The organism is Escherichia sp. E14S1, assembly GCF_004211995.1.
Lineage (GTDB): Bacteria > Pseudomonadota > Gammaproteobacteria > Enterobacterales > Enterobacteriaceae > Escherichia.
Window position 1 is genome coordinate 302,352 of the sequence record NZ_RHJQ01000010.1, and the last position, 22,764, is coordinate 325,115.

General features: G+C 49.1%; 18 protein-coding genes. All 18 read right to left on the reverse strand.

The genetic code is table 11. From position 1 onward, the window contains the following. Positions 1-182: 182 nt before the first annotated feature. Positions 183-1,952, reverse strand: coding sequence for a sulfotransferase family protein (locus D9734_RS13000; RefSeq protein WP_130207965.1), 1,770 nt, complete (start codon positions 1,950-1,952; stop codon positions 183-185). A 55-nt stretch (positions 1,953-2,007) separates the two neighbouring features. Next, entirely contained in the window at positions 2,008-3,033 is a 1,026-nt protein-coding gene (gene galE, locus D9734_RS13005; RefSeq protein ID WP_130207967.1) for a UDP-glucose 4-epimerase GalE, read from the reverse strand. A gap of 20 nt (positions 3,034-3,053) precedes the next feature. After that, positions 3,054-3,722, reverse strand: coding sequence for an ABC transporter ATP-binding protein (locus tag D9734_RS13010; RefSeq protein ID WP_130207969.1), 669 nt, complete (start codon positions 3,720-3,722; stop codon positions 3,054-3,056). Further along, positions 3,719-4,495: an ABC transporter permease gene (locus D9734_RS13015; RefSeq protein ID WP_130207971.1), complete on the reverse strand. Its 777-nt coding sequence runs from the start codon at positions 4,493-4,495 to the stop codon at positions 3,719-3,721. Before D9734_RS13015 ends, D9734_RS13010 begins: the two co-directional genes overlap by 4 nt. A 1,171-nt stretch (positions 4,496-5,666) precedes the next feature. Next, entirely contained in the window at positions 5,667-6,203 is a 537-nt protein-coding gene (gene yghD, locus D9734_RS13020) for a GspM family type II secretion system protein YghD (RefSeq protein ID WP_130207973.1), read from the reverse strand. 1 nt (position 6,204) lies between these two features. Then, the gene (gene gspL / locus D9734_RS13025; protein WP_130207975.1) at positions 6,205-7,383 is read right to left on the reverse strand and encodes a type II secretion system protein GspL; all 1,179 of its coding nucleotides are present in this window, start codon (positions 7,381-7,383) and stop codon (positions 6,205-6,207) included. Further along, a complete protein-coding gene (gspK, locus tag D9734_RS13030; protein WP_130207977.1) occupies positions 7,380-8,357 on the reverse strand; it encodes a type II secretion system minor pseudopilin GspK in 978 nt (325 codons plus the stop codon). Before gspK ends, gspL begins: the two co-directional genes overlap by 4 nt. Beyond that, positions 8,354-8,959 carry a type II secretion system minor pseudopilin GspJ gene (gene gspJ, locus D9734_RS13035; protein ID WP_130207979.1) on the reverse strand — a complete coding sequence of 202 codons (606 nt, stop codon included), beginning with the start codon at positions 8,957-8,959 and terminating at the stop codon, positions 8,354-8,356. Before gspJ ends, gspK begins: the two co-directional genes overlap by 4 nt. Then, a complete protein-coding gene (gspI, locus tag D9734_RS13040) occupies positions 8,956-9,327 on the reverse strand; it encodes a type II secretion system minor pseudopilin GspI (RefSeq protein ID WP_130207981.1) in 372 nt (123 codons plus the stop codon). Before gspI ends, gspJ begins: the two co-directional genes overlap by 4 nt. Then, positions 9,324-9,887 (reverse strand): type II secretion system minor pseudopilin GspH, encoded by a 564-nt coding sequence (gspH, locus tag D9734_RS13045; RefSeq protein ID WP_130207983.1) that lies wholly within the window; start codon positions 9,885-9,887, stop codon positions 9,324-9,326. Before gspH ends, gspI begins: the two co-directional genes overlap by 4 nt. 3 nt (positions 9,888-9,890) lie before the next feature. Further along, positions 9,891-10,346, reverse strand: a complete 456-nt coding sequence (gene gspG, locus D9734_RS13050; RefSeq protein ID WP_001087289.1) for a type II secretion system major pseudopilin GspG — start codon at positions 10,344-10,346, stop codon at positions 9,891-9,893. A 16-nt stretch (positions 10,347-10,362) separates the two neighbouring features. Continuing rightward, on the reverse strand, positions 10,363-11,586 hold the full coding sequence (gene gspF / locus D9734_RS13055) for a type II secretion system inner membrane protein GspF (protein ID WP_130207985.1): 1,224 nt from the start codon (positions 11,584-11,586) through the stop codon (positions 10,363-10,365). Next, positions 11,586-13,079 (reverse strand): type II secretion system ATPase GspE, encoded by a 1,494-nt coding sequence (gspE, locus tag D9734_RS13060; protein ID WP_130207987.1) that lies wholly within the window; start codon positions 13,077-13,079, stop codon positions 11,586-11,588. The genes gspF and gspE overlap by 1 nt, the downstream gene beginning before the upstream one ends. After that, positions 13,079-15,139, reverse strand: coding sequence for a type II secretion system secretin GspD (gene gspD / locus D9734_RS13065; protein ID WP_130207989.1), 2,061 nt, complete (start codon positions 15,137-15,139; stop codon positions 13,079-13,081). The genes gspE and gspD overlap by 1 nt, the downstream gene beginning before the upstream one ends. Before the next feature lie 29 nt (positions 15,140-15,168). After that, positions 15,169-16,128, reverse strand: a complete 960-nt coding sequence (gspC, locus tag D9734_RS13070; protein WP_130207991.1) for a type II secretion system protein GspC — start codon at positions 16,126-16,128, stop codon at positions 15,169-15,171. 15 nt (positions 16,129-16,143) lie between these two features. Beyond that, on the reverse strand, positions 16,144-16,554 hold the full coding sequence (gene gspS2, locus D9734_RS13075; protein ID WP_001324279.1) for a type II secretion system pilot lipoprotein GspS-beta: 411 nt from the start codon (positions 16,552-16,554) through the stop codon (positions 16,144-16,146). 65 nt (positions 16,555-16,619) lie between these two features. Next, entirely contained in the window at positions 16,620-17,429 is an 810-nt protein-coding gene (gene pppA, locus D9734_RS13080; protein WP_130207993.1) for a prepilin peptidase PppA, read from the reverse strand. 314 nt (positions 17,430-17,743) lie between these two features. Further along, complete coding sequence (sslE, locus tag D9734_RS13090; protein ID WP_130207995.1) at positions 17,744-22,297, reverse strand: lipoprotein metalloprotease SslE; 4,554 nt, start codon at positions 22,295-22,297, stop codon at positions 17,744-17,746. Between the last annotated feature and the right edge of the window lie 467 nt (positions 22,298-22,764).

Here is a 22,764-nt window from a genome sequence, read left to right on the forward strand (position 1 = left end):
TGCCATAATTAATACCTCGGACAAAACAACGCCATGTCATTATTTTTAGCATTAACTCAATTGATATTGAGTATCATTGTGGGCTTTGGCGACTGTTTAACTAATTAATAGTTATGTCTGCAATATTATACGTTATTAAATCATCACAAAAGAAATCATTATGCATAATGATTTTTTATATTTTACTTTATAACTTTATTCTTTTTGGCTTTCTTGAATTGGCGAACAGTTCTGTATATAGAAAATGGAAGAGTTATGAATCCGAAAATTGATCCTTTTTTCTGTACTAGTATTTTCCCCAACATATAAGATAAATGCTGTTTAACTCTATTCGCTTCATGAGCATCGCGGTACATGCACAGTGGTGGAAGATCACTCTGTTTTTCAGAAATATACTGCTTATGCCATATTTTTCGCTCCTTTACTATAGCTATTGGCATACTAATTACACCAAATATAGATTTAGAATGTTGAATCATGATAGCGCCGAGACGATATTCCAGCCCTTCTTTAATTCGCTCTGCTGCTCCATATAGTTCCGGAAATTGCTGTTGTTTCAGCTTTTGATTTTCCAAATAATATTGTTCTAGTTTTTCCTGAACTAGATGCAACTGCGTTAGCATCAAGTTTTTTTCTTTAGTTATTCTATCTAATTGTTGTTTTTGTAGATCTTGATTAGATTTTTCTTTCGCCAACTGATTATTAAGATCATCTAAATGTTTTTTTAATTCTTTAACATCAGAACTATCTTTCTCTTTAGTCTTTTGGTTATATTCAATTTTATTTTTTAAATTATGGAATTCACTCTCAATAAATCGTAACTCTTTCTCTTTTTTACAAATAAAAGAAGTTTGTTTTTTTAATTTACTTTTTAATTTTCGGTTTTTTGCATGCAGTTCTTTTTTTCGCGCATAATAATGCTCAAACTTTTCTTTCATCTGATTTAATTGTGATGAAAGTAGATAATGTGCCTCCGTTTGTTGAGCAAGGTCAATTTTATAGTCAATAAGAGAAGTCTTATAAAGTTGGTGCAGCTTTGAAATTATTTCTATTGTAATCAATCTTTGTTGAACCAAACCAGTCCAAATAGTATTGGGATTAAGTTTTTCCTCGTTACCTGAAAGTGCAGGGATATCTGCTTCTGATTGAAGCTTTCTGTAGAGACATTGACTCTCCGGATATTGAGTTAGTATCATTTTTAATAAATAATCTTCAGCAATATTTTTATTGAAGAATTTATCACCTATTTTAATATCAATACCAGAAAGGGCCATAATTTCTTGTTTTGCCTCTTCATCTATTAATAAAGGTGACGCGGATACTTGTTCGCTATAAGAATGAATACTTGTATTTATATACTCTTGAAAAGAGCATATATTTAGCGTTTTTTTTAGTACTAATTGTAATTTTTCTAGAAAACCTTCTGTGTTATTTTTAATTTGATCTGTGCTGATTAATAAACAGCGATCCCGGTTTTTAGAATAAAAATCAAGCAAAGCAGTATTATAAGCTATCCAGTTATCAATTAAATGCTCTATCGTGTTATTAATAAATGACTCTTGACTATTAGCTGCTTGTTCCAGGACTGATCTTGGGTGATCATAAACCAGAATGAAAGTTAGGTTTTCATCGAGTGATGCCCAGTAATCTAACGTATAAATAGCATACGGATCTGACCACCCCCAGAATTTCCGCTCTAAATTATTAAGAAATAAGTCTAGAGCCATACCATGCCAGACAGCAGAGACCTGTAAAGGAGAAAATTCAGATATATTGGTAACTTCACTGATCTTGGGAGCATTATATGCTTTACAAATAATTTTGGTTATGTCTTGTGGACTTAGATTTTCTCGTTTTGATAAGCGAGGAATCCCCATTCCATATTGAAGAGAAATTTTTTCGGCAATATCTAAATTTGAATTTGGGTGCCCAACTATAATTATTTTGTTCATCAACTTACTCTGCTTAATAAATTATGTGCATTTAATGTGTTTTTAATAGATAATATTATATATCATTATAACCATTGGGATTTTTCAATTGCCATTGCCATGCGTCAGCTAACATTTGCTCTAAACTTCGTTTCGCTTGCCATTTTAAACATTTATTGGCTCTCAACGGAGATGACCAAGATTCAGCAATATCCCCCTCTCTCCTTTCCGTTATTTCATAAGGAATGGTTATGCCTGATATTTTTTCAAAGCAAGAGATTAGTTCTAAAACAGAATACCCTTTCCCTGTCCCCAAATTGAATGTATGGTAATTAGTTTGATGATTATTAGAAATATACGACAGAGCGGCTTCATGTCCCTCTGCCAAATCCATTACATGTATATAATCTCGTACACCTGTCCCATCTTTTGTAGGATAATCCCCCCCAAAAATCATAAGTTTTTCTAGTTTACCAATTGCAACTTGTGTTATATAAGGAACTAAATTACTCGGTATATCAGATGGGCTTTCTCCAATCATTCCTGATTCATGAGCACCTATTGGATTAAAATATCTCAGGCAAATGAAATTCATATTGCGGTATGTTTTTGCAATATCCCTAATCATTAGCTCTGATATATATTTCGATGTGCCGTAAGGATTTAAAGTACCACCTATAGCACAATTTTCAGTAATAGGTATTATATTACCATTGCCGTAAACTGTTGCAGAAGAACTAAAAATAAAGTTAGCAACGTTATTCTTGATGGCGAGATTAATTAGATGTAATGTTCCTAATACATTATTGCTATAATAAAAATCTGGTTTTTTTAATGATTCTGCAACAGACTTTGCTCCAGCAAAATGCATTATACATTCAATATTATGTTTTTTTATTATTTCAGAAACACTGTCTTCATTATTTATATTTAGCTCATATAATATAACTTTTTTTTTAGTGATAGCTTCAACCCTTACAATGGACTCTTTGGATGAATTACTAAGATTATCAATTATTACAACATTATGCCCTTTATTTAACAGGCATAAAGTCGTATGTGAGCCAATGTAGCCGGCCCCACCTGTAACCAATATATTCATTATTACCTCGAAATTAAATATCAGTGTTTATTTCTTTCTTTTTTATATTCCTCTATCCCTCCCTGAACATTTTCATGAAAACTAACCGCGTTATCATTTTTAAACACAATGGCCACATCACAAAAATCTTTCAATAAATTCATACTATGCGATACCATTAAAAAACTAGATTCTTTATGCCTTTCTTTAAACAATTGAGCGCATTTTTCTTTAAACCTGGCATCACCGACTGCGGTTACTTCATCGACGATATAATAATCAAACTTAAATGCCATGCTTAAACCAAAGCCTAAACGCGATCGCATACCAGATGAGTAAGTTTTAATCGGCATATCGAAGTACTTACCGAGTTCGGCAAATTCTTCAACAAACTCAATTTTCTCTTTCAGCTCTTCTTGCTTCGCGTATAACCGCGCAACAAATTTTACGTTTTCGCGTCCGGTTAAACTTCCCTGAAATCCACCTGCGAGGCCGACTGGCCATGATATTGTTTTATTAGTGATGATCTTTCCACTGTCGGGGCGGTCAATTCCGCCAATCATTCTCAGTAACGTTGATTTACCCGCTCCGTTGCGACCAATAAAGGCAACACTTTTTCCTGAAGGGATTTCGATGTTTAAATCCTTAAAGACATAATGTCGCCCTGTTGGTGTGCGATAGGACTTCGTCAAATTCTCAATCTTAATCATGATGTCAGCATTGCCTCTTCACGCGTTCGGTATAACGCCAGACCGATGAACAGGGTGACCAGAGTGAACATTGCCAGGTAGTTCAGACTCACGCCTTCGCTGATATAGCCAGGCATAACTGCCTCGCGGCTTAACTCTACGACATGTACTAATGGGTTCCAGAGTAGATACGACCAGTATTGCTTTGGAATCGAGTGTAAAGGGAACATGATGCAGGAGATGAAATACAGCGGCTTAAGTAGTATCGGCAGGACCTTTTGCATTTCAGGGAAGGTTTTGCCAACGACCATGAATATTAAGCCGACGCCACATGAAAGAATGATCAGCAGACTCCAGGTAAGCACAAGTTGTAAAAAGTTTGTTATTTCGAAATATTCGCCGGCCATCCAGACAATGAGCATAAGCAATATATAAACAGCAACGTAAATCAGCGTCTCAAGCAGTGCGCGTGCAATGATCGTATCGATAGGTTTTACTGGTCGATAATTAAACAACCCCTGGTTCGCTTCAATAGCACCTACAGAACGTTTGCTGATACTGCTAAAGATAAAAAAGGGAATCAGGCCATTAAGTAAAAACACCGGGAATGAGATGTCTGGCATCGTGCGGTGCATAATGTAACCAAAAATGCCCAACAGTATCAGCAAATGCGCAGAGGGTTCGAGAATCGCCCACAGATATCCCAGACGGAACTTACCAAAGCGTGTTCGTATTTCTCGTAGAAATAATGCCTCTACGGTGACTTTCTGGACTTCAAATCCACTTCTTGCCATTTGGTGATGTGATCCTATTCTCTTCAGGTATGCTACCGCCCCTGGCTTAACAGCTACCAATACACTGGAGGTAATACTTGTTTGTAACTGGATAAAATTCACTCAGACGGTTTGACCTTTTTAATAGCCGCAAACAATTTCATCAGAAATTATTTCCGCAGGGATAAATAGATCTATTTCCGTCTCGTTTCTTCTAATCCATTCTTCAGGCATGAATGTATTCGGTCTTCTGGTAATTTCAGAAAACTGGCCGTTTTAGAATGTAGAGTTAATTTCTCAGGAAATTATTTCTACCTCTTTTTGCTTAACCAATATGGCTTGAAAAAGACGTAACGCAGCATGCGTTCTGGATTACTCCGGAACACACTTATTCAAAATGGGCCGCTAATTTCGCAAGAAATTATTTTTTACTATTACAGTTAACTACTTGATTATAATGCCACCTATAAACTTTATGCATAATAACACCTGCAATCTGTCTCAAACCAGAACGCACGCGATTGATTACCAACAAATTGTTTCACGAGAAACTATTTCTCTATTTAAAATTCACTCATGTACTTCTTATTTATATCTACAGCACCCTCTTCACAGCCATATTTGTGATTTATATCACATTTAAATGGTGTTATTTAAGTCGCATAAATAATCCCGAAAGTAATTATTTTGTCGATTAAAATATACATCTTGATTATTTTTATTATTTACTTTAACCAGCGTTACAGCCAGCATTAACCGTCGGTAGATATACCAAATCAGACATTTCTTAAAATCGACGAATAGTTTCCGCTGAAATTATTTTACTTTCCCAAAATTCCCTTTCTGATTATCTCCAAGAATTTTACTAATTTCCAGGCTACACAAAATACAGATCACACAAGAATTATCCTATATGTTTTGGCCTATCAATTGTTACTCAATGATTTATTGCAACTATTAATAATCATAATGTGTCAAAACACTTAAGCATCTTTACAGTCTGTGAAAGGTGTCTATTCACAAGGGCTACATAGTGAAAAACGAATTCCTACAGTATTGTCGAACATTCCGTGGTGGTCTGGAGGGAGATAATTCTTGCTACATCGGAACTCAGCCCGGTGAGCGGGTTTGACAGTTCCGCACTCACCATTGGGCTAAGGGTTATCAGGTGGGGTTAAGGAAATGGCAATACCTACCCCCGCCCAAACTCCAGTCGCTGCACGTTCACCATCCCAGGCTTCTCACCCGCACTGACATCAATTTGTGTCACCCGCAGCGCATATTTTTCGTTCAGCGTATTGAGCCAGTTCAGCAGGTCATTAAACACCACCGGTTCTATCCAGACCTGAATATTCTCCCCGCGCTCGGCTATCCGCTTGATGACCACGGAGTGCACGGAAGCACTGTCACTGATGACCCGCGATACCTGTGCAGGCGTTGTCGTGGCGGATTTTCGCGCCGCAATAATATCCGGCGCGGCGCTCTTCATCCGGGAGTTCATCGCCACCAGCTGTTGCAACATCGTCTCCTGTTGCTCTATCCGTTCGCTCAAAGGCTGCCAGATGAGGACGTAATATCCGGCGCTAAACAGGAACACTGCCGCTGCCAGTAACATGTCTTTTTCACGCGGCGAACGCCCTGCCAGGTGTTGTGCCAGCCAGTGTTCGCCACGGCTTAACTGGCGTTCACGCCATTGCTGAAAATAGTGAATAAATTTATCGCGTAACATGTTATTTCCTCCGCAACGTTACGCCGCCGGAAACCGCATCACCCTCTTTCTGTAACGCGTCCTGTTGCACAACATAATCTGCCGCCAGTGCGCTACGCAGTTTGTCGAAACTGGCAAAGTTCGCAGCCCGCAGCTGGAGGTGAAGCGTCTGCCGTTTTTGATCAAAGGTGAAACCACGCATCTCGATGTCGGAAAGTGACGCTGATTTCAGAGTACTGGCGATCGCTGACAATTCTGCGAGCAGCCGGGTATCGTCGACCTGCGGGCGATATTTTTTAAGCGCCATCGTCACCTGAGAGCGTAAATTCACAATCCGCTTCTGCTCCGGGAACAGCGTTAAGAACTGCTTCTCCGCCTGGGCGCGGCTTTGCGCCACCTGCTCGCTGACGCTCCATAATGTCACGCCCCGTTCCACTGCCAGCGCAACCAGAATCAGCAATATCGGCAGAATCATCACCCGCCAGCGCGCCCACTGTTTTCGGTAGCTGACACGAGGCTGCCATGGCCCTGTTAGCAGGTTCCCTTCCGGTTCGCCATAAGTGGTAATGGCGGGCAGGGCCGTAACGGTCAGGCGTTCGGCGTCTGCGCCAGACCATGCAGATAGCTCTTCCGGTGCAATACCGACCACGGTTAGCGAAAGCGGTAAATCCTGCTCATTGAGCTGGGCGCGGAACATGACCGGAGCCAGCGCCCGCCCGGCGCTCCATCCGCGACATTCATCGATGCGGCAAATAACCCGTTGCGCATCGCCAGCCATATAGCCACAAGGAATGGACATCCAGTCTGGCGCAACAGTCGCGCGGGTGATGCCGTTTTCCTGCAACCACTGCGCAATGTTGCGCATATGCTGCTGGTGAATCACTGCCACGGTTGCCAGTTGCTGGTCGATTTTCAACGGGGCGAAATGCAGTTCGTCAATATCCTGGTTCAGCTCTTCTTCCAGTAAGGCGGGCAGAATAGTCGGTATCTGCTTGCGGGCAACATCAGGCAGTTCAACCTGCCAGACGCTGATCCATTCGCCGGGGATGTAGAGTCGAATCGCATCGGTTTGCAGCCATTGCTGAAGACGTTCGTCGGCAGCGTCAGGCCAGATGCCGTACTCCACATCGGCGGTACGGTGCTGCCAACGGATGGGGTCGGAGGCGCAAAGCGGGAAAAAAATCTCAAGCATGGAACTCACTCACTTTCTCCTGTCTGATGCCAGAGAACAGAAAAGTGTTGTGGGCCCATGCGGACAATTAACGAATTCATCGTCAGTTCAATCTCATTCACGGTGATATCTGAACGCAGCCAGAAGTAATTGCTGTCCACGCTCAGGACGGTTTTTAGCTGTTTTTTAGTACGCTCATCGACGTCAGCAAGTAGCGGCTGTGCAAGAAACTGATCGACATCTTCCCAGCCCTTCGCCGGACGTTGTTGTAATAACGCCCGCGCCTGAACAGGGCTTAACCACGGGTCAAACAGCGCCTCAAGAATCACACTTTGCGTGACGTCTAAGGTATTGATGTTGATTTGCTGGCGGGTCATCGGCAGCGCACAGACCAGCGGTTTCAGTTTTTGATAAAGCCCGGCGTCCATTCCCTGCACCACGCGCATCTCGCTGATATCCGCCAGCGGTTGATTCGCGGCGTAGAATGGCACCGAACGGGCGAGATACTCGCTGTCTTCACGCCCCAGACGCGTCTGCACGCTGCGGTCCTCGTCAATAAACTCCCACAGGCTTTCGGCTATCAGTTCGGCCCGATAAGCAGGCACATCCAGGCGCGAGATCAGGGCAATCAGTTGTTGCACTGCGAGCGGACGCGACGCCGTTGTGGGCTGAGCAAGGGCATTCAGGTTAAAGCAGGCCTGTGCGTCACGCAGAGTGACGCCGATTTGCCCCTGCGGCAGTGGGAAAAAACGAGGGCCAGAAGCCCACGGCTGCGCCAGATGCACGCGTTGTTCATTTTTCAGGCTCAGACTGAGCGCGCTCAGCGCCAGGCTTTCGGCACTGGCGCTGTACCACAGCGCCTGCTGATACTCCTGCTGGCTGCGCGTTCGCCCAAGTTGTTGCTGCATCCGCCCGGAAAGCGTGATGGTTACCAGCATCATGACCGCCAGCAATACCAGCACCACGACCAGTGCCATTCCGCGTTTTGGTGGTGAGATGATCATGATAATTGCGGCCCGCGTAACAACCAGATGCGTTCAATCTCGCCCCATTGCGGCGAATGCAGGGTCATACGCACCGCCACAGGGATCGTCTGAAGTGATGACCAGGTTTCCTGCCAGCGCGTGCCGTCGTAGAACTGCAAATGGAGCGAATCCGCCGGGATTAATTTTTGCGTTGTTGGCTTCACGCTACCTGCTGCATCGGTCAGCGGCCAGGATAACCGTTCGAGATAACCATCATGAATGCGGTAACCGACGGTGAGCAGATTACTGCGCGGCAGGCGCATCAACGGATTAACCACGCCGCCGCGCACAAAGCGCATCCCTTCACTCTCAGACGCCAGCACGCCAGCGCCAGCCAGTAACGCTGGTTCACGCTGGCCCTGCTCGCCTCTTACCGGACGCGGCATCATTTGTGTCAGATCGTGGGTCAGAAAACTCATCGTTTGCTGCATGAGGTTTAGTTTTTGATCGTGTCCGGCGACGGCGCTATTCACGCGCGTGACGCCGTTTGTCACCTGCTGCGCCATCAGTGCCAGTGAGGCAAAAATGGCGATTGCCACCAGCATTTCCAGTAACGTGAAACCAGCGCGAGTCCTTCTCACTGTTGGCCTCCCACGGCGCTAAACCAGGCGCGTCGTGACTGAATCACCGACGAAAAGTCTTCATGAAGGCTGACTTCAATATCCACCGCCTGAAGTAGCGCATTACCTGTATTCAGCGGTATGGTTCGCCAGTACCAGCGGCTTCCTGCCATATCGCTCTCGCCCTGGTGCCTGACCGCCCGCTGCTCGCGGGTCATCAGGTAGAGCAGCGCGGTCTGGTTTTCAGCTACCCAGCCCGCTACCGTTTTCTCCTCAAGCACCTGCTGATTGTTCAGCGCGCCGCTGGCAATCTGTAACACTGCCGTGGCAGCCAGCGCAAAAATCGCCAGCGCGAGCATCACTTCCAGCAAGGTAAATCCGCGCTTCATGGCATCCTCTCATCACATTGATTGAGAGATAACGCACCATCGTGCGCCAGTTTCACCGCCCAGCAATCGTTTTGCGCCTTCTGGTAAAAGCGCAGCGTAAACGGCGCGGCGGGTTCAAAAGGCGAAAAACGGATCTGCGGCGTCTTCTTTTTCGCCTCTTTTTGCAGCTCCAGTTCAATATCGTGCAGCGTCAGGCGACGACGTTGCAGCTCCAGCGCATATTCCTTCTGCCAGATATCACTTCCTGGTTGTAACAGCATCTGCACCTGTTTTGGCACCGTAACCTGTGCCGATAACCGGGTCGCAGAAACGGGCAGCCACTTCCCCTGACGACGCTGCATAAACTGGTAGCCAGGTGGGTCGATTAACACACCGAGTGTTTGCCCTTCGATCACTGCCCTGTCCTTAAACTGCGCAAAGCGAGTCAGAAAATCCTGCGCCGCTTTTTTCGCAGGCGGTTCAGAATCGGTCGCAAATGTCTGTACCACGCCCGCACTGGCAAGGCCGATAAGGAAAATCACCAGCATGATTTCCAGAAGTGTGAATCCGCGTTCAGGCACTGATTACTGAAACTCCTGCAAATTCCAGTTACCGATATCTGCGCCAGCACCTTCCCCGTTTTCCTGACCATCTGCCCCCAGGGTATAAACATCAAACAGCCCTTTTTCACCCGGGCTGAGATACTGATAATCATTGCCCCACGGATCCTTTGGCAGTCGTTTAATGTATCCACCGGTACGGTAGTTGCGGGCGTCAGCCATATTGGCTGGTTGCTGGATCAGTGCCTCAAGCCCCTGCTCGGTAGTCGGATAACGCCCGTTATCCAGTCGGTACATATCCAGCGCGTTTTCCAGCGCCACGATATCGCTGATGGCTTTTTGCCGATCTGCTTTCTCTTTGTTGCCCAAAAGGTTAGGCACCACCAGACTTGCCAGGACGCCAAGAATAACAATCACCACCATCACTTCCAGCAGGGTAAAACCTGCCCGTGGTTTTTGTGTGCGGGATAACGAATTCATGTGATAACTCCGTAAATTACATTCCAACCATATTGTTCAGTTGCAGCATCGGTTCGAGGATGGCGATGACGATAAACAGCACCACGCCCGCCATCATCACCACCAGCGCCGGTTCAAGCAGTCCTAACGCCAGCCCCACCTGGGTATCAAATTCCCGTTCCTGGTTGACCGCGGCCTGTTCAAGCATGGTTTCCAGTTCGCCACTCTGTTCACCGGAGGCAATCATGTACAGCATCATCGGCGGGAACAGGCGCAACTCCGCCAGCGCAGCGCGCAGACTGCTTCCTTCGCGGACGCGGTCTGCCGCCAGCAGCAGTTGTTGTTCGACATAGCGATTTGCCGACACGGCGGCAGCGGTCTGAATGCCTTCCAGTAGCGGAACACTGCTGGCGGTGAGGATGCTTAAGGTGCGGGAAAAACGCGCCGTATTCAGCCCGCGCGCAACACGCCCCGTCACGGGCAGGCGCAGCAGGGTTTTATCCCAGCGCAGGCGCATAGCGGGATTTTTAAGTAGCCGTTGCCCCAACACCAGAAGCCCCAGCAGACCAGCCAGCCAGTAAACACCGCTGGCCTGTAACGCGTCACTCATGGCGATAAGCGCGCGGGTGGAGGCGGGCAGCGCGTGTCCGAGATGATCAAACTGTTCGATAATTTTCGGCACCACCGCCGTCAGCAAAATAGTGACCACGCCCGTTGCCACCACCAGCAGTACCAACGGATAGAGCATAGCCTGCAGCAGGCGTGATTTCAGGCGCTGCCGCTGTTCGGTGTAATCCGCAAGGCGATTGAGCACCACGTCGAGATGCCCGGATTTTTCTCCGGCGGCTACCATCGAACAAAACAGGGAGTCAAAGACGCGGGGATGTTCGCGCAGGCTGTCCGACAGGGTGTAACCTTCCTGAATCCGGCTGCGCAGCGCCATTCCGAGGCTTTTCACATGCAGTTTTTCACTTTGCTCACTGACCGCCTGTAAGCAGGTTTCCAGCGGCATTGCTGCCTGCACCAGCGTTGCCAGTTGGCGAGTGAACAGCGCCAGATCTGCCGCCGCCACACGACGATGTGCGTGTCGCCGACGCTGCAACATTCCCCCTGTAGAAGCATTCATCCGGGCTTCAATGTGCACGGGAATAAGCTCTTTAGCGCGCAACAACTGGCGGGCATGACGCGCGGAATCCGCCTCAATCATGCCTTTGGTTTTGCGACCATTACGCTCCAGCGCCTGATAGTAAAACAGTGCCATTACGCCTCCATCGTGACCCGCAGAACTTCATCGAGAGAGGTTTCTCCGGCGAGCACTTTCTCAATGCCGTTGCTGCGGATGCCCGCAGAGTGTTGCCGGACATAACGTTCCAGCTCCAGTTCCCCGGCCTGACGGTGGATCAAATCACGCAATGTGGCGTCCACCACGATCAGCTCATGAATGGCAGTACGTCCGCGAAAACCTTTGTGATTACAGGCGGGGCAACCCTGCGGATGGTACAGAGTGACAGTACGCGCGTCGGTAATCCCCAGCAGGCGTTTTTCTTCGTCAGTGGCAGGCGCAGCCTGGCGGCAGTCGGAGCACAGCGTGCGGACCAGTCGCTGCGCCATCACGCCCGTCAGACTGGAAGAGAGCAGGAAAGGCTCCACGCCCATATCCTGCAAACGCGTAATCGCCCCCACCGCCGTGTTGGTATGTAGCGTGGAAAGTACCAGGTGCCCGGTCAATGACGCCTGAACGGCGATTTCTGCGGTTTCGGTATCGCGGATCTCACCGACCATCACCACATCCGGGTCCTGACGCAAAATCGCGCGCAGGCCACGGGCGAAGGTCATACCGACGCGGGTGTTGACCTGCGTCTGACCGATCCCTTCAATCATGTATTCGATGGGGTCTTCAACCGTGAGAATGTTGCGCGAATGGTTGTTCAGCTCCTGCAATCCGGCGTACAGCGTGGTGCTTTTGCCGGAACCCGTCGGCCCCGTCACCAGAAAGATGCCGTGCGGTTTGTGTAACAGCTGGCGCAACTGCACTGTCAGTTGCTGACTTAAACCCAGACGCTCCAGCGTCAGGCGGGCCTGGTTTTTGTCCAGCAGTCGCAGCACCACGCGCTCGCCCCAGGCGGAAGGCATGGTGGAGACACGCACGTCAATCGCCCGACCGCCCAGCAGCAGTGCAATACGTCCATCCTGCGGTACGCGCTTTTCGGCGATATCCAGCCGCGCCATTACCTTAATACGCGATACCAGCAGCGAGGCCAGTTTGCGCCCCGGGCGCAGCATTTCATGTAATGTGCCGTCAACACGAAAACGGATCACCAGACTCTTTTCAAACGTCTCGATGTGGATATCCGAAGCGCCTTCTTTAATCGCCTCTGCCAGCATGGCGTTGATCAGTTTGATGATCGGCGCATCGTCGTCACTTTCCAGCAGATCTTCCGTTTCTGGCAGTTCTTCAGCGAGGGTAAAGAAGTCTTCGGCGGAACCGAGATCTTCCATCAGCTGGCGGGCCTCGGAAGAGTCCCGCTGCCAGACCGCATTCAGCCGCTGTTCAAATTCGGCCTCGTCGATTTGCCGCAGCGTAAAGGGCGCGTTCAGCCCCCGCTGCAGCTCCTGCAAAACAGAGAGCGACAACGGATGAACATGGAGGATCTCCAGCGACGCTTCGCACCATGCCACCAGGCTAAACCGACGGCTGAAACTGTAGGGCAGACGCACGGTGTTAGCGGTGGTTTCCTGTGCTACAGGCACCATTAACGCGCTCTCCCGGCGTTGAGGAACGCGCGAACTTCCGGCGGTAGAGACTGGTTTTGCGCTGGCAGCACCGGCTGCGCGGTGTGCGGCATCAGGCTTAAGCCTTGTTCATCGCGATAGATCTGCTCGGCGCGCATATAGTTATATTTGCGCTGCGACACGCCGTCTGCCGCCATACCGTCACGCAGAATGGTCGGGCGGATAAACACCATCAGGTTACGTTTTTCTTTTTTATCCGCCGTCGATTTAAACAGGTTACCAATCAACGGGATATCGCCAAGCAGCGGCACTTTCGCCACGCTTTCTCCCGCCTGGTCGTCCATCAGGCCGCCAAGCACGATCAGCTCGCCATCATTAGCCAGCACGGTGGTTTTCAGTTTGCGCTCGCCAAACACGACATCGAGGCTGGTCTGTCCTTCCACCTTAGAGACTTCCTGCTCAATCACCATCTGTACCGCGTTACCTTCGTTAATCTGCGGCGTGACTTTCAGCATGATGCCGACTTTTTTCCTCTCTACCGTGTTGAAAGGATTGCTGTTATTGGAGCCAACGGTAGAGCCGGTTAATACCGGAACGTCCTGGCCCACCATGAAGAAGGCTTCCTGGTTGTCCAGCGTGGTGATGCTCGGCGTGGAGAGGACGTTCGAGCTGGAGTCGTTTTTAACCGCCTGTACCAGCGCCATCCAGTCGCCTTTCACCACGCCAACCGCCGTACCGCTAAAGCCGGAAAGTAGCTGGGCGAGCGTGGAGAGATCGCCGTTGGTATCCGGGTTAATGGTGGTGGCACCGTTTTCGCTGATCACCGTCGAGCCTTTCTGCGGTTTCGCCTGAGAAATGGCTGCCCCCAGCGTGCCAATAGGGATCTGCGTACCGTTAGCAAACTGCATTAATCCAGCATCTTTCGACGCCCACTGCACGCCGAAATTGATATTGCTGCCTTCGGCAACTTCCACGATCAACGCCTCGACATGCACCTGAGCACGGCGAATATCCAGTTGTTCAATCACGCTTTGCAGCGACTGCATGATGTCCTGCGGCGCGGTAACAATCAGGGCATTACTGTGTTTGCTGGCGGCGATGGAGACAACCTCACGCCCGCTACCGACCGTGCCTTCCGCCTCTTCTTTAGCCGCCGTGAGCGTGCCGCTGACCTGCTTCAGCACATCGACCAGATCTTCGGCTTTGCTGTATTTGAGATAGAAAACCTGGCTGTTGCCGCTGCGCTCCATTTCTGAGTCCAGCCGACGGATCAGGCGGCGCATTTTGTCTCGCGTGGCGGGGTCACCGCTGACAATCACACTGTTGGTGCGTTCGTCGGCGACAATTTGAGATTTCAGCGTTGCTGGCTGGTTCTCGCCGCTATTTTTAGTCAGGCTTTCCAGCACGCGGGCGATTTCCGAAGCCGAGGCGTTATCCAGCGGGATTACCTCTTCAGTGCGATTTCCCGCATGATCCACACGCTGGATCACTTCCGTCAGGCGCTCCACGACGGAGGCACGTCCGGTGAGCATAATTACGTTGGAGGGATCGTAATTGACGACGTTGCCGGACCCCGCACTGTCGATCATCTGGCGCAAAATCGGCGCCAGCTCGCGGACCGAAACATTGCGTACCGGCACTACTTTGGTAACCATTTCATCGCCCGCGTAGTTGTCGCTGCCTTCACCGACCAGCGGCAGCGGCTCGACTTTCGCGGCGCTGGATTTCACCACCTTCAGCACGTCGTTTTCCATCGGTACGACGGCATACCCCTGTGCTTCCAGCAGGTTAAGGAATAGCTGGTAATACTGACGTTCATTGAGCGGGGTCATGGTGCGAATACTCACTTTCCCCTGTACGCCCGGCCCCATAATGATGGTCTTATTAAGGTTAGCGCCGACGGTTTCGATGAACGATTTCAGGTCGGTATCTTTAAAATTAGCGGTGAAAGTGGCTTCTTCCGCCCAGACCGGTGAACTACATAATGCCGCTGCCAGCACCAGCGGCAGTAAACGCTTTTTTGTTTTGAGGCCAGTTGTCTTCTTACGCCAGACCGACAACGTAATATCACGCCAAAACACGATGAATGATTCTCCTGGATTAAATGCGGTTAGCGCAGCGCGATGGAAATGTCGTAGCGCGCACCCTTGCGTAAAACCGTAAGTTGAATGGAATCCATTGAAGGTAACTGCCGCATCAGAGCAATCATTGCTCGTGGATCAGTGAAATCCTGCTGATTTAGCGCAATGGCGATATCGCCTTCCTTGAAACCGCTGGCATCGAACAGAGAACGATCTGCCCCCGGTTTCACTGCATAACCGACAATCCCCTCCTTACGCACAGGCGTAAGCTGGATATAGTTAAAAATTTTCTGCGGATCTTTCGCCAGCGCCTGACGCACGGCAGCCGGGATCTCAACGGGCGCACTGACAGCAGGCTCAGCAACAACTTGCTTTGCTTCGTCACTGGCGGCTTTTTTGTTGGTCACGGCTACGGTGGAACGCTCCTCTTCAGCCAGACTCAGGCGCTCTATTTTTCCCTGATAGCGCAGCATCACATGGTCGCGGTTGATTTCCTCAATCACCGCGTTGTGAGAGCCAAGCCGTTCGCCCTGCAAATAAACCTGTTGTTTGCCGCCTTCTTCAATAACCGCGCCGGGTCTGGCACCAAAGGCGATCCCACGCAGCACCACATTAAGACGCGTTTCTGCCACAGGCGCAGGTTCGGGTTGTTTTACCGGTGCGGCGACGGGCTGATATTTGCCAAACCAGTTTTGTTGGCTGATTAATTGCACGTCTTTTTTATCGAACGGTTTTGCACCTGCACGTGCCGGTTTATTCGCCGATGAAGAAGCCGATGTATATTCCGCAGAAAAGGAGATATAGCGCCAGAGTGAATGCGCCATTTTTGCAGAAATAATAAGCAGCATCAGCCAGAACATCCCGCGTGCAATTTTGCGCAGGTGCTCTTTGTCTGTATTAAGAGATTGTCTCTGGCTAAGTGTGTGACGAATTTTTGTCAGCCATTGAATGAGATAAATTCGTGCGTCACGAAAAACAACCCGCGCCAATTTATATACCCGACGTTATGCTTTGACTATTCCACAGGTGGTACGATCCAGTTTCCGCTGATACTGGTTACCTGTGCGTGTATCATTAATCGTTATGCTGTAATTAATTCCCTCGGTGATCATTAATTTCACCGTCGGATCAGCGCACATTTGTCGTTGGTAGCTGGTTAAAAAGGCGTCAGGCGTCTGCGTGGTCTGAGTACCTGCTTCGCTGATAATGGTCATTTTTACCGTCGTGCCGCTACTTTGCGCCAGCACTAAGGTATATCCCGCAGATTTAATCGGCAGGTTTTGGCTGATATTTTGCGCCTGTTTTTTCGCCAGTAAACTGGCATTTTCATTATGGCTGGCGCAGCCACTTAATAATCCTGTAACGCTCAACAATAGCGATATTAATACCCTCCCTGGCATTTGTTTTATCGACATGGTAAATAATCTCTAAGGTTATTAATAAGAGTTAAAATGTCACTTCGATAATGACGTGGTTATCATTAAAACAATGCCTGTAGATAAAGTGTTGCTATACCGCCCAGACTTAAACACGGTCCAAAAGGCAGTGTGGTTGATCCTCTTTTTGTAATAACGGCATATATCAGGCCGCAGCATGAGGCGATTAAAGCAACATTGGGCAGCGACAACGGCCCCACCCAACTACCTAACGCAGCGAACAATAATACATCGCCCATGCCTAATGCTTCTTTACGCAGAACTATTCCGGCTATCCAGCGCAGGGAGTAAAAAGTGATAAACCCCACCAGTACGCCGGTGACTGCGTCTTGTAGCGTTAACGGACTCTGTTGCGCCCATGCCGCAATCAGCCCGGTCCACAATACGCCCTGAGTAAAAACATCGGGCAGCCATTGGTGATCGAGGTCGATGATGCTCGCGGCAATCAGCCAGGCGGATAATATCATCACCGCCAGCCCCCATCCACTTTCCGGCCAGACCAGACTCGCCAGCAAAAAAGCGAGTGCCGTCAATAACTCGACCAGCGGATAACGCTTGCTGATTTTCGCCTGACAGTCGCGGCAGCGCCCTTTGAGCATCAGCCAGGAGAGCAGCGGAATGTTGTCTCGTATCCGGATGGTCTGCTGACAATGCGGACAGTGCGAGCGCGGCAGCGCAAGGCTTATTTTTGACTGCGTACTCGGCATTTCACCGTGAAACTCCGCCATTTGTTGACGAAGCATGATGGGGTAACGCCAAATCACCACATTCAAAAAACTGCCGATGATTAATCCTCCGACGGTTGCCAGTATGGGCATCGCCGCAGGGTATTGCTGAAAAACATCAAAAAGCATGGTTAAAGGTTATTTGTTGTAACTTGCCGGATGCGGCGTGAACGCCTTATCCGCCTACAGGTGTCTGCCAACGCAAATAATCGCGGCTTTCCCTCCAGGCCCGATAAGCTGGCGCATCGGGCAAATGTGTTAACCCGGTGCGCCTTATTTCATGCCGGATGCGGCGTGAACGCCTTATCCGGCCTACGGGTGTCTGCCAACGCAAATAATCGCGGCTTCTTCCCTTCAGGCCCGATAAGCTGGCGCATCGGGCAAATGTGTTAACCCGGTGCGCCTTATTTCATGCCGGATGCGGCGTGAACGCCTTATCCGGTTTATTCAGCAGGCATCGAATACTCGGTAACCTTGTTAATGGTTTCCGGTCCTCCTTGCTGCGGTTTCGGCAGACCAAGCGCAGCGAGCTTGTTGTAAGCCGACTGGCTCACACCGCCCTCGAAGCTCATATCGCTTGCCCCCGGCAGCTGATAAGCATTCGCGCCCGGATTCCATTTCTTAAAGAACTCCGAAAGATCCGTCTGAGCGACCCAGGAGGCACACAGCATCAGCGTGTCGGCAGCGTTACCATTGGATTCAGCACAGTAATTCTTGCCACCAAAGGTCTTGTCACCAACATCATCGCCGCGCGCTTTACGATGCATCAACTGGAAGAGGTTCCAGCCTTTCATCCCCTCACGCTCGCTGTAGAACTCTGGCAGCTTGCTATCTGGATACCATTTCTTGATATCAAAGTTTTTCTCTGCCCATTCCTTCAGCTGCGCGTACATCAGCAGACGGTCACCCGCACCGCCGCGCGCCCATGCCTGACCGTTGCTCTCGTCCAGATATTCCGGCGCGACGGTAATATCTTCAGCGACACGGTTCATCTTGCCGAGATAGCGATCCTGCATGTACAACGCCAGCACGTTGTTCGCCACTTCAGTTGCGCCCGGTACAGTCAGTGGTGTTTCTGCGGCGTTATGCCCTACTTCATGCCAGATCAGCCAGTCGTTCAGCGGCGTCGTCGGCAGCGTGGTGCTGTTCGTCGAGAAGCTGCTGTTCATTACCGGATAACCAGAGTGCGCATCACCGATGGAGATCTGCACATCGTTGGCGAAACGATGTTTATGACCCGTCAATGCTTCATAGGTAAACATCCGGTGGTTGCCGCTCGTTTCATTGCGACCGTAGAAGTCATTCATCGAGCTGGCAAAGGTATCCAGATCTTTAGCGAATTGTTTCAGGCCGCCCGTGTAATTGCTGGCATTCAGGTTCTTCTTCGGCGTGGTATAGACGAACGACGCAGACTCCAGTTCGCCCAGCGGCGCAGGGGAGTTCAGATCGTTTTTCCATTCGCCGTCTTTATAGAACGGCGCTTTTACCACACCGGTAAAGGTGAAGTTGGCTGACTCATTCTTTGAGCTGTTGCCCTTGATATAAATCAGACCACCGTAAGGCACCTTGAAGGTCACCGTGCCTTGAGCATCCAGATCATAGGTTTTCGTCACTTTTGGCGGACGGTTCAGAGCAACTTCATGCTTCTCACGTCCGGTCAGGTCGTCGGCCAGCGCCACGGTGACAGTCACAGGAACGTTCGCATTGGACTTAATGCTGACTTCCTGCTGAGCCGGAGCCCACAGGCCTGTAGACTGCATGTTACCCGCAAACCATTTGGTCGGACTCGAGTACAGGCTGATGCTTTCAGTAACCTCCTGCCCTTCTGCCGATACCGCTCCCGGATATTTCTCGACATCAACCTTAATGTTCAGATCCCACCAGGAACGACCCAGCATCAGGCGCGTCAGCGGTTTTTCCATATAGTTGAGCGGATAGCTCGGGTTCATCATGCCCGCTTTATTAACGCTCTTCTCGCCGTAGATCATGTTGTTATCGACCAGCGATTGTTTCAGCTCATCAGAACACTGCGTGCCGCCAGTATAGGCATTGTTGGCATAGCAGTTCAGGAACTCAGTGAACGTTTTAAAGCCCAGCTCGTCGTCCTTGCCGCTTTCATAGCGGTATTCAATTTTATTCCACAGCCAGACCGACATGTTCTGGTACAGACGTTCCAGATCGACGCTGTTCAGACGCTCACCTTTACGACCATTGGTACGGAAGTAAAGCTCGTGCTGATACAGGCGCTGAATGTTGGTACCTAAATCCGCAGCCTGCACCATCGCTTTCGCGGTGTCGGCGCTGAGATTCAGTTGCGTATATTGCGGAACATACATGCCACCCGTTACCGGAACGTTCGTGCCAGGACGGTATTCCAGACAGTTGACCTCATAGTGGTAGTCAGGATCCTTACACTCTTCCAGCCCCGGGAACGCTTTAAAGATTTTATCCTTTGCAGCCTTCAAAGAATCTTCCGTCTTATGCTCCGCCACATCAATAAAGGCATAACGAGTTACCTGCTCACCATCCACATCCTCCAGCCAGCTGGCTACTTCCAGTTTCGGTTTCTTATCAGGTTTGTTATCAATCTGATATTTCCAGGTAACTTCGCCTGTCTCAGAATTAATGGTGTACGGCAGCGCACCTTCCACAACCGGATAACGTTCATAAACCCACATCCCTTTTTCATTCAACTGACGAACGCGATCCGGATACCCTTGAGGATCATTATTCACCACCGACTTGTTAAGAGCCATCGACAGACCTGCGGCATCCAACAGGCGCACAAAGCCAGACGCGCTCTCTTCCTTAAGATTGCTCATCACGTTTTCCATGATCAGCACCGAACCACCTTTGTTCAGATAGGCGATCAGATCGGTCACATCCTGCTGGCTCAGCTTCGGTTTGCTGGTATCTGCACGCAGAGGCACTGCATAGGGATCGTTCCACACCTGAGTCACATACTCAAAGCCGTTAAGGATCAGCAGCGGCATTTTCTGCGGATCGAGATCGCCATAGCTACTTAAATGCTCAACGGAGATACCCGCGAAATCCGGATGGAAGCCGAACTCAGCACTGTTTCCTGTAACCTGACCATGACGTTTGAAATAGACGGTATCCAGGTTGGTGCCTACGGTCATGCTGGTTTTCGCGTCTGGCGTCCAGCTATTGTTAGACAAATAGCGCAACACGTTCTGCATAAAGTGCTTCATGTCATTTGAATCACTGTTACGCATACACTGACCGCTTTTATCAACACCGCCTTCCCAGCTGTAACCGTTCGGACAGCGCAGAATGCTGTTGTAGTGCGGGTTACCGATAACCATCAGCTTACCTTTGCCGACTTGCCCCAGCGAGATAAACGGCAGGTTGAAGGTCGCGGTATCGCGCGTAACGTTTTCAGGCACCACAAGAGAAGGCGCTTCAGTAATGTACGCCAGCTCATTTTTATCCCAGGCGCGTTTTTCGCCGAAGGCCAGCCAGTAGTTTTTATCATTACGCGCCATCAGAATCGGGAATGCCGCGTTGGAGATATTTACCACCGCCTGACCGCGCGCATTACCGGTGCTGCCATAGAAGTTGGTGGAGTCATGGAAAACATGGAACTTGCTGACAGATTTGTAGCTCTGATCCACGCCCCACAGCTTGTTGATAACGCCCTGAATCTGACCTTCATTAATGCTGCGCGCGGTCAGCGAGAACCAGCGCGGAGAGTTACAACCGTCGGTTTTCGCACAGATTGCAGTATCGATCTCTTTGGCCTGACCCGTTTCAAACTGTTCGATAAATTCGTTAGGCAGCGTAACAACTTGATCACCTTCACCCAGCGTCGCACCGTTGGATAAAGAGAGATTGATAATCTCGTTGATCACGTTGGGGTATTCAGCAAAGACCTTGCGCACATCGTCCGGAACGACACGGGTATTATTTTGCCCGGCTTTCGAATAGCGGTGGATCAGCTGATCGATATTTGCCCCGCGAACTTCATCGCCCAGTTCCGTCAGTGCAATAGTCGACTTGTTACCGCGCACTGAGCCAAGTTCAAAGGTGTCGATGCCAAAGGAGATGGTTTCCCCCCAGCTAAAGGAAAACTCGCCGTTTTCTCCGGTTACACCACGCCCTGAATTGGTGTAGTAGTTGACGCCAACAACGCCATTCCCCTGGCTATCTACCAGTCGGCCTTCAGAGAGAATGATTTCCGTAGGTTGATACTGATAAAACTGTTCCGCGTTAGCCGACACGAAGGAAGCGTTCAGATCCGGTTTTGTTCCCGGTGTGGTGACTGGCACAACCGGTGAAGTATGAGTGGATGGAGCTTTATCAGTCGCGGCATTGTTTTCCACCTCTTCATTGACCAGCTTTTTGAACTCTTCCGGTGCCAGATCGATTTGCTTATACAGCGAGTCGAAGCGTTTACTCTCGATCACCGAGGAGAACGTCAGGCAAACCTGTTCTGTATCCGCCGGACAACTGTTCATGGAGGTTACCAGCGAGAGCGCATTGCTTTTCTTGTCATCAGACCCCGCCAGTTCTTGCGCATCCTCAAGGCTAAACGACACTTTTTCAACCGCACGCAAGCTACGCGCAGATTCTGACTGAGTGTTGAAGGTGGCAATTGTCGTGTTACCCGCCACGCAAGTAACGTTCTCGCCAGGTGTAAAAGTAAAGCCGTCGCTGGATTCACCATTACATTTAGCACCGATTACCCGCTGGCTTCCGCCCAGGGTCAGATAACCTGTTTTCGTAGGAACAGGTTCTGGCTCCGGTTCTGGCGTTGGCTCTGGCTCAGGTGTCGGGTCCGGAGTAGGTTCAGGCTCCGGCGTCGGCTCCGGGGTTGGCGTTGGATCGGGTTTCACTTCCGGCAAAGACCCGGTTCCAGAATCTACAGGCGGGTTATCGGAGGAAGAACCTGAACCGCCGCCATCACAACCGGTTAATAAGGTTGCGCTTAAAATAGCCGCTAAAAGCGATTTTTTATATTTAAATTTCTTATTCATTAATAACGCAAGTGACAAAATATAGTTAAAAAATTCGTAACTGGGGAAATAGTTTTATGTTTTACCTTCTCTAGTAACTTCCTCCATTCTTAAGAAAACTGCATTATTGATAACGAAACAGGTGAAATTTATAAGAATATCCCCTATTCGATGTCAGACGGGGTATTTATAAAATGATTCAACAAACAAAAAAGTAACAATTATTCACAATGTAACTATCCCAAGTTGTTGATAGTTTTAACGATTGCGATTGCAAAAGCAACAGATAGCACGGTGTTTGCTCATCAAGCGAACACAATTAATACAGACTTGTTTTGCGTGACAAAAAAATAGATATTCTCACTCCCTTAATTATTTAGCGAGTTATCTGAACACGAAATATTATTTATGCATGGATAATAAACAACGAAATGATTTTACAATTATTTAGTCAGGATAATGAAACGTGAGTAGAAAGAAGCCGGATG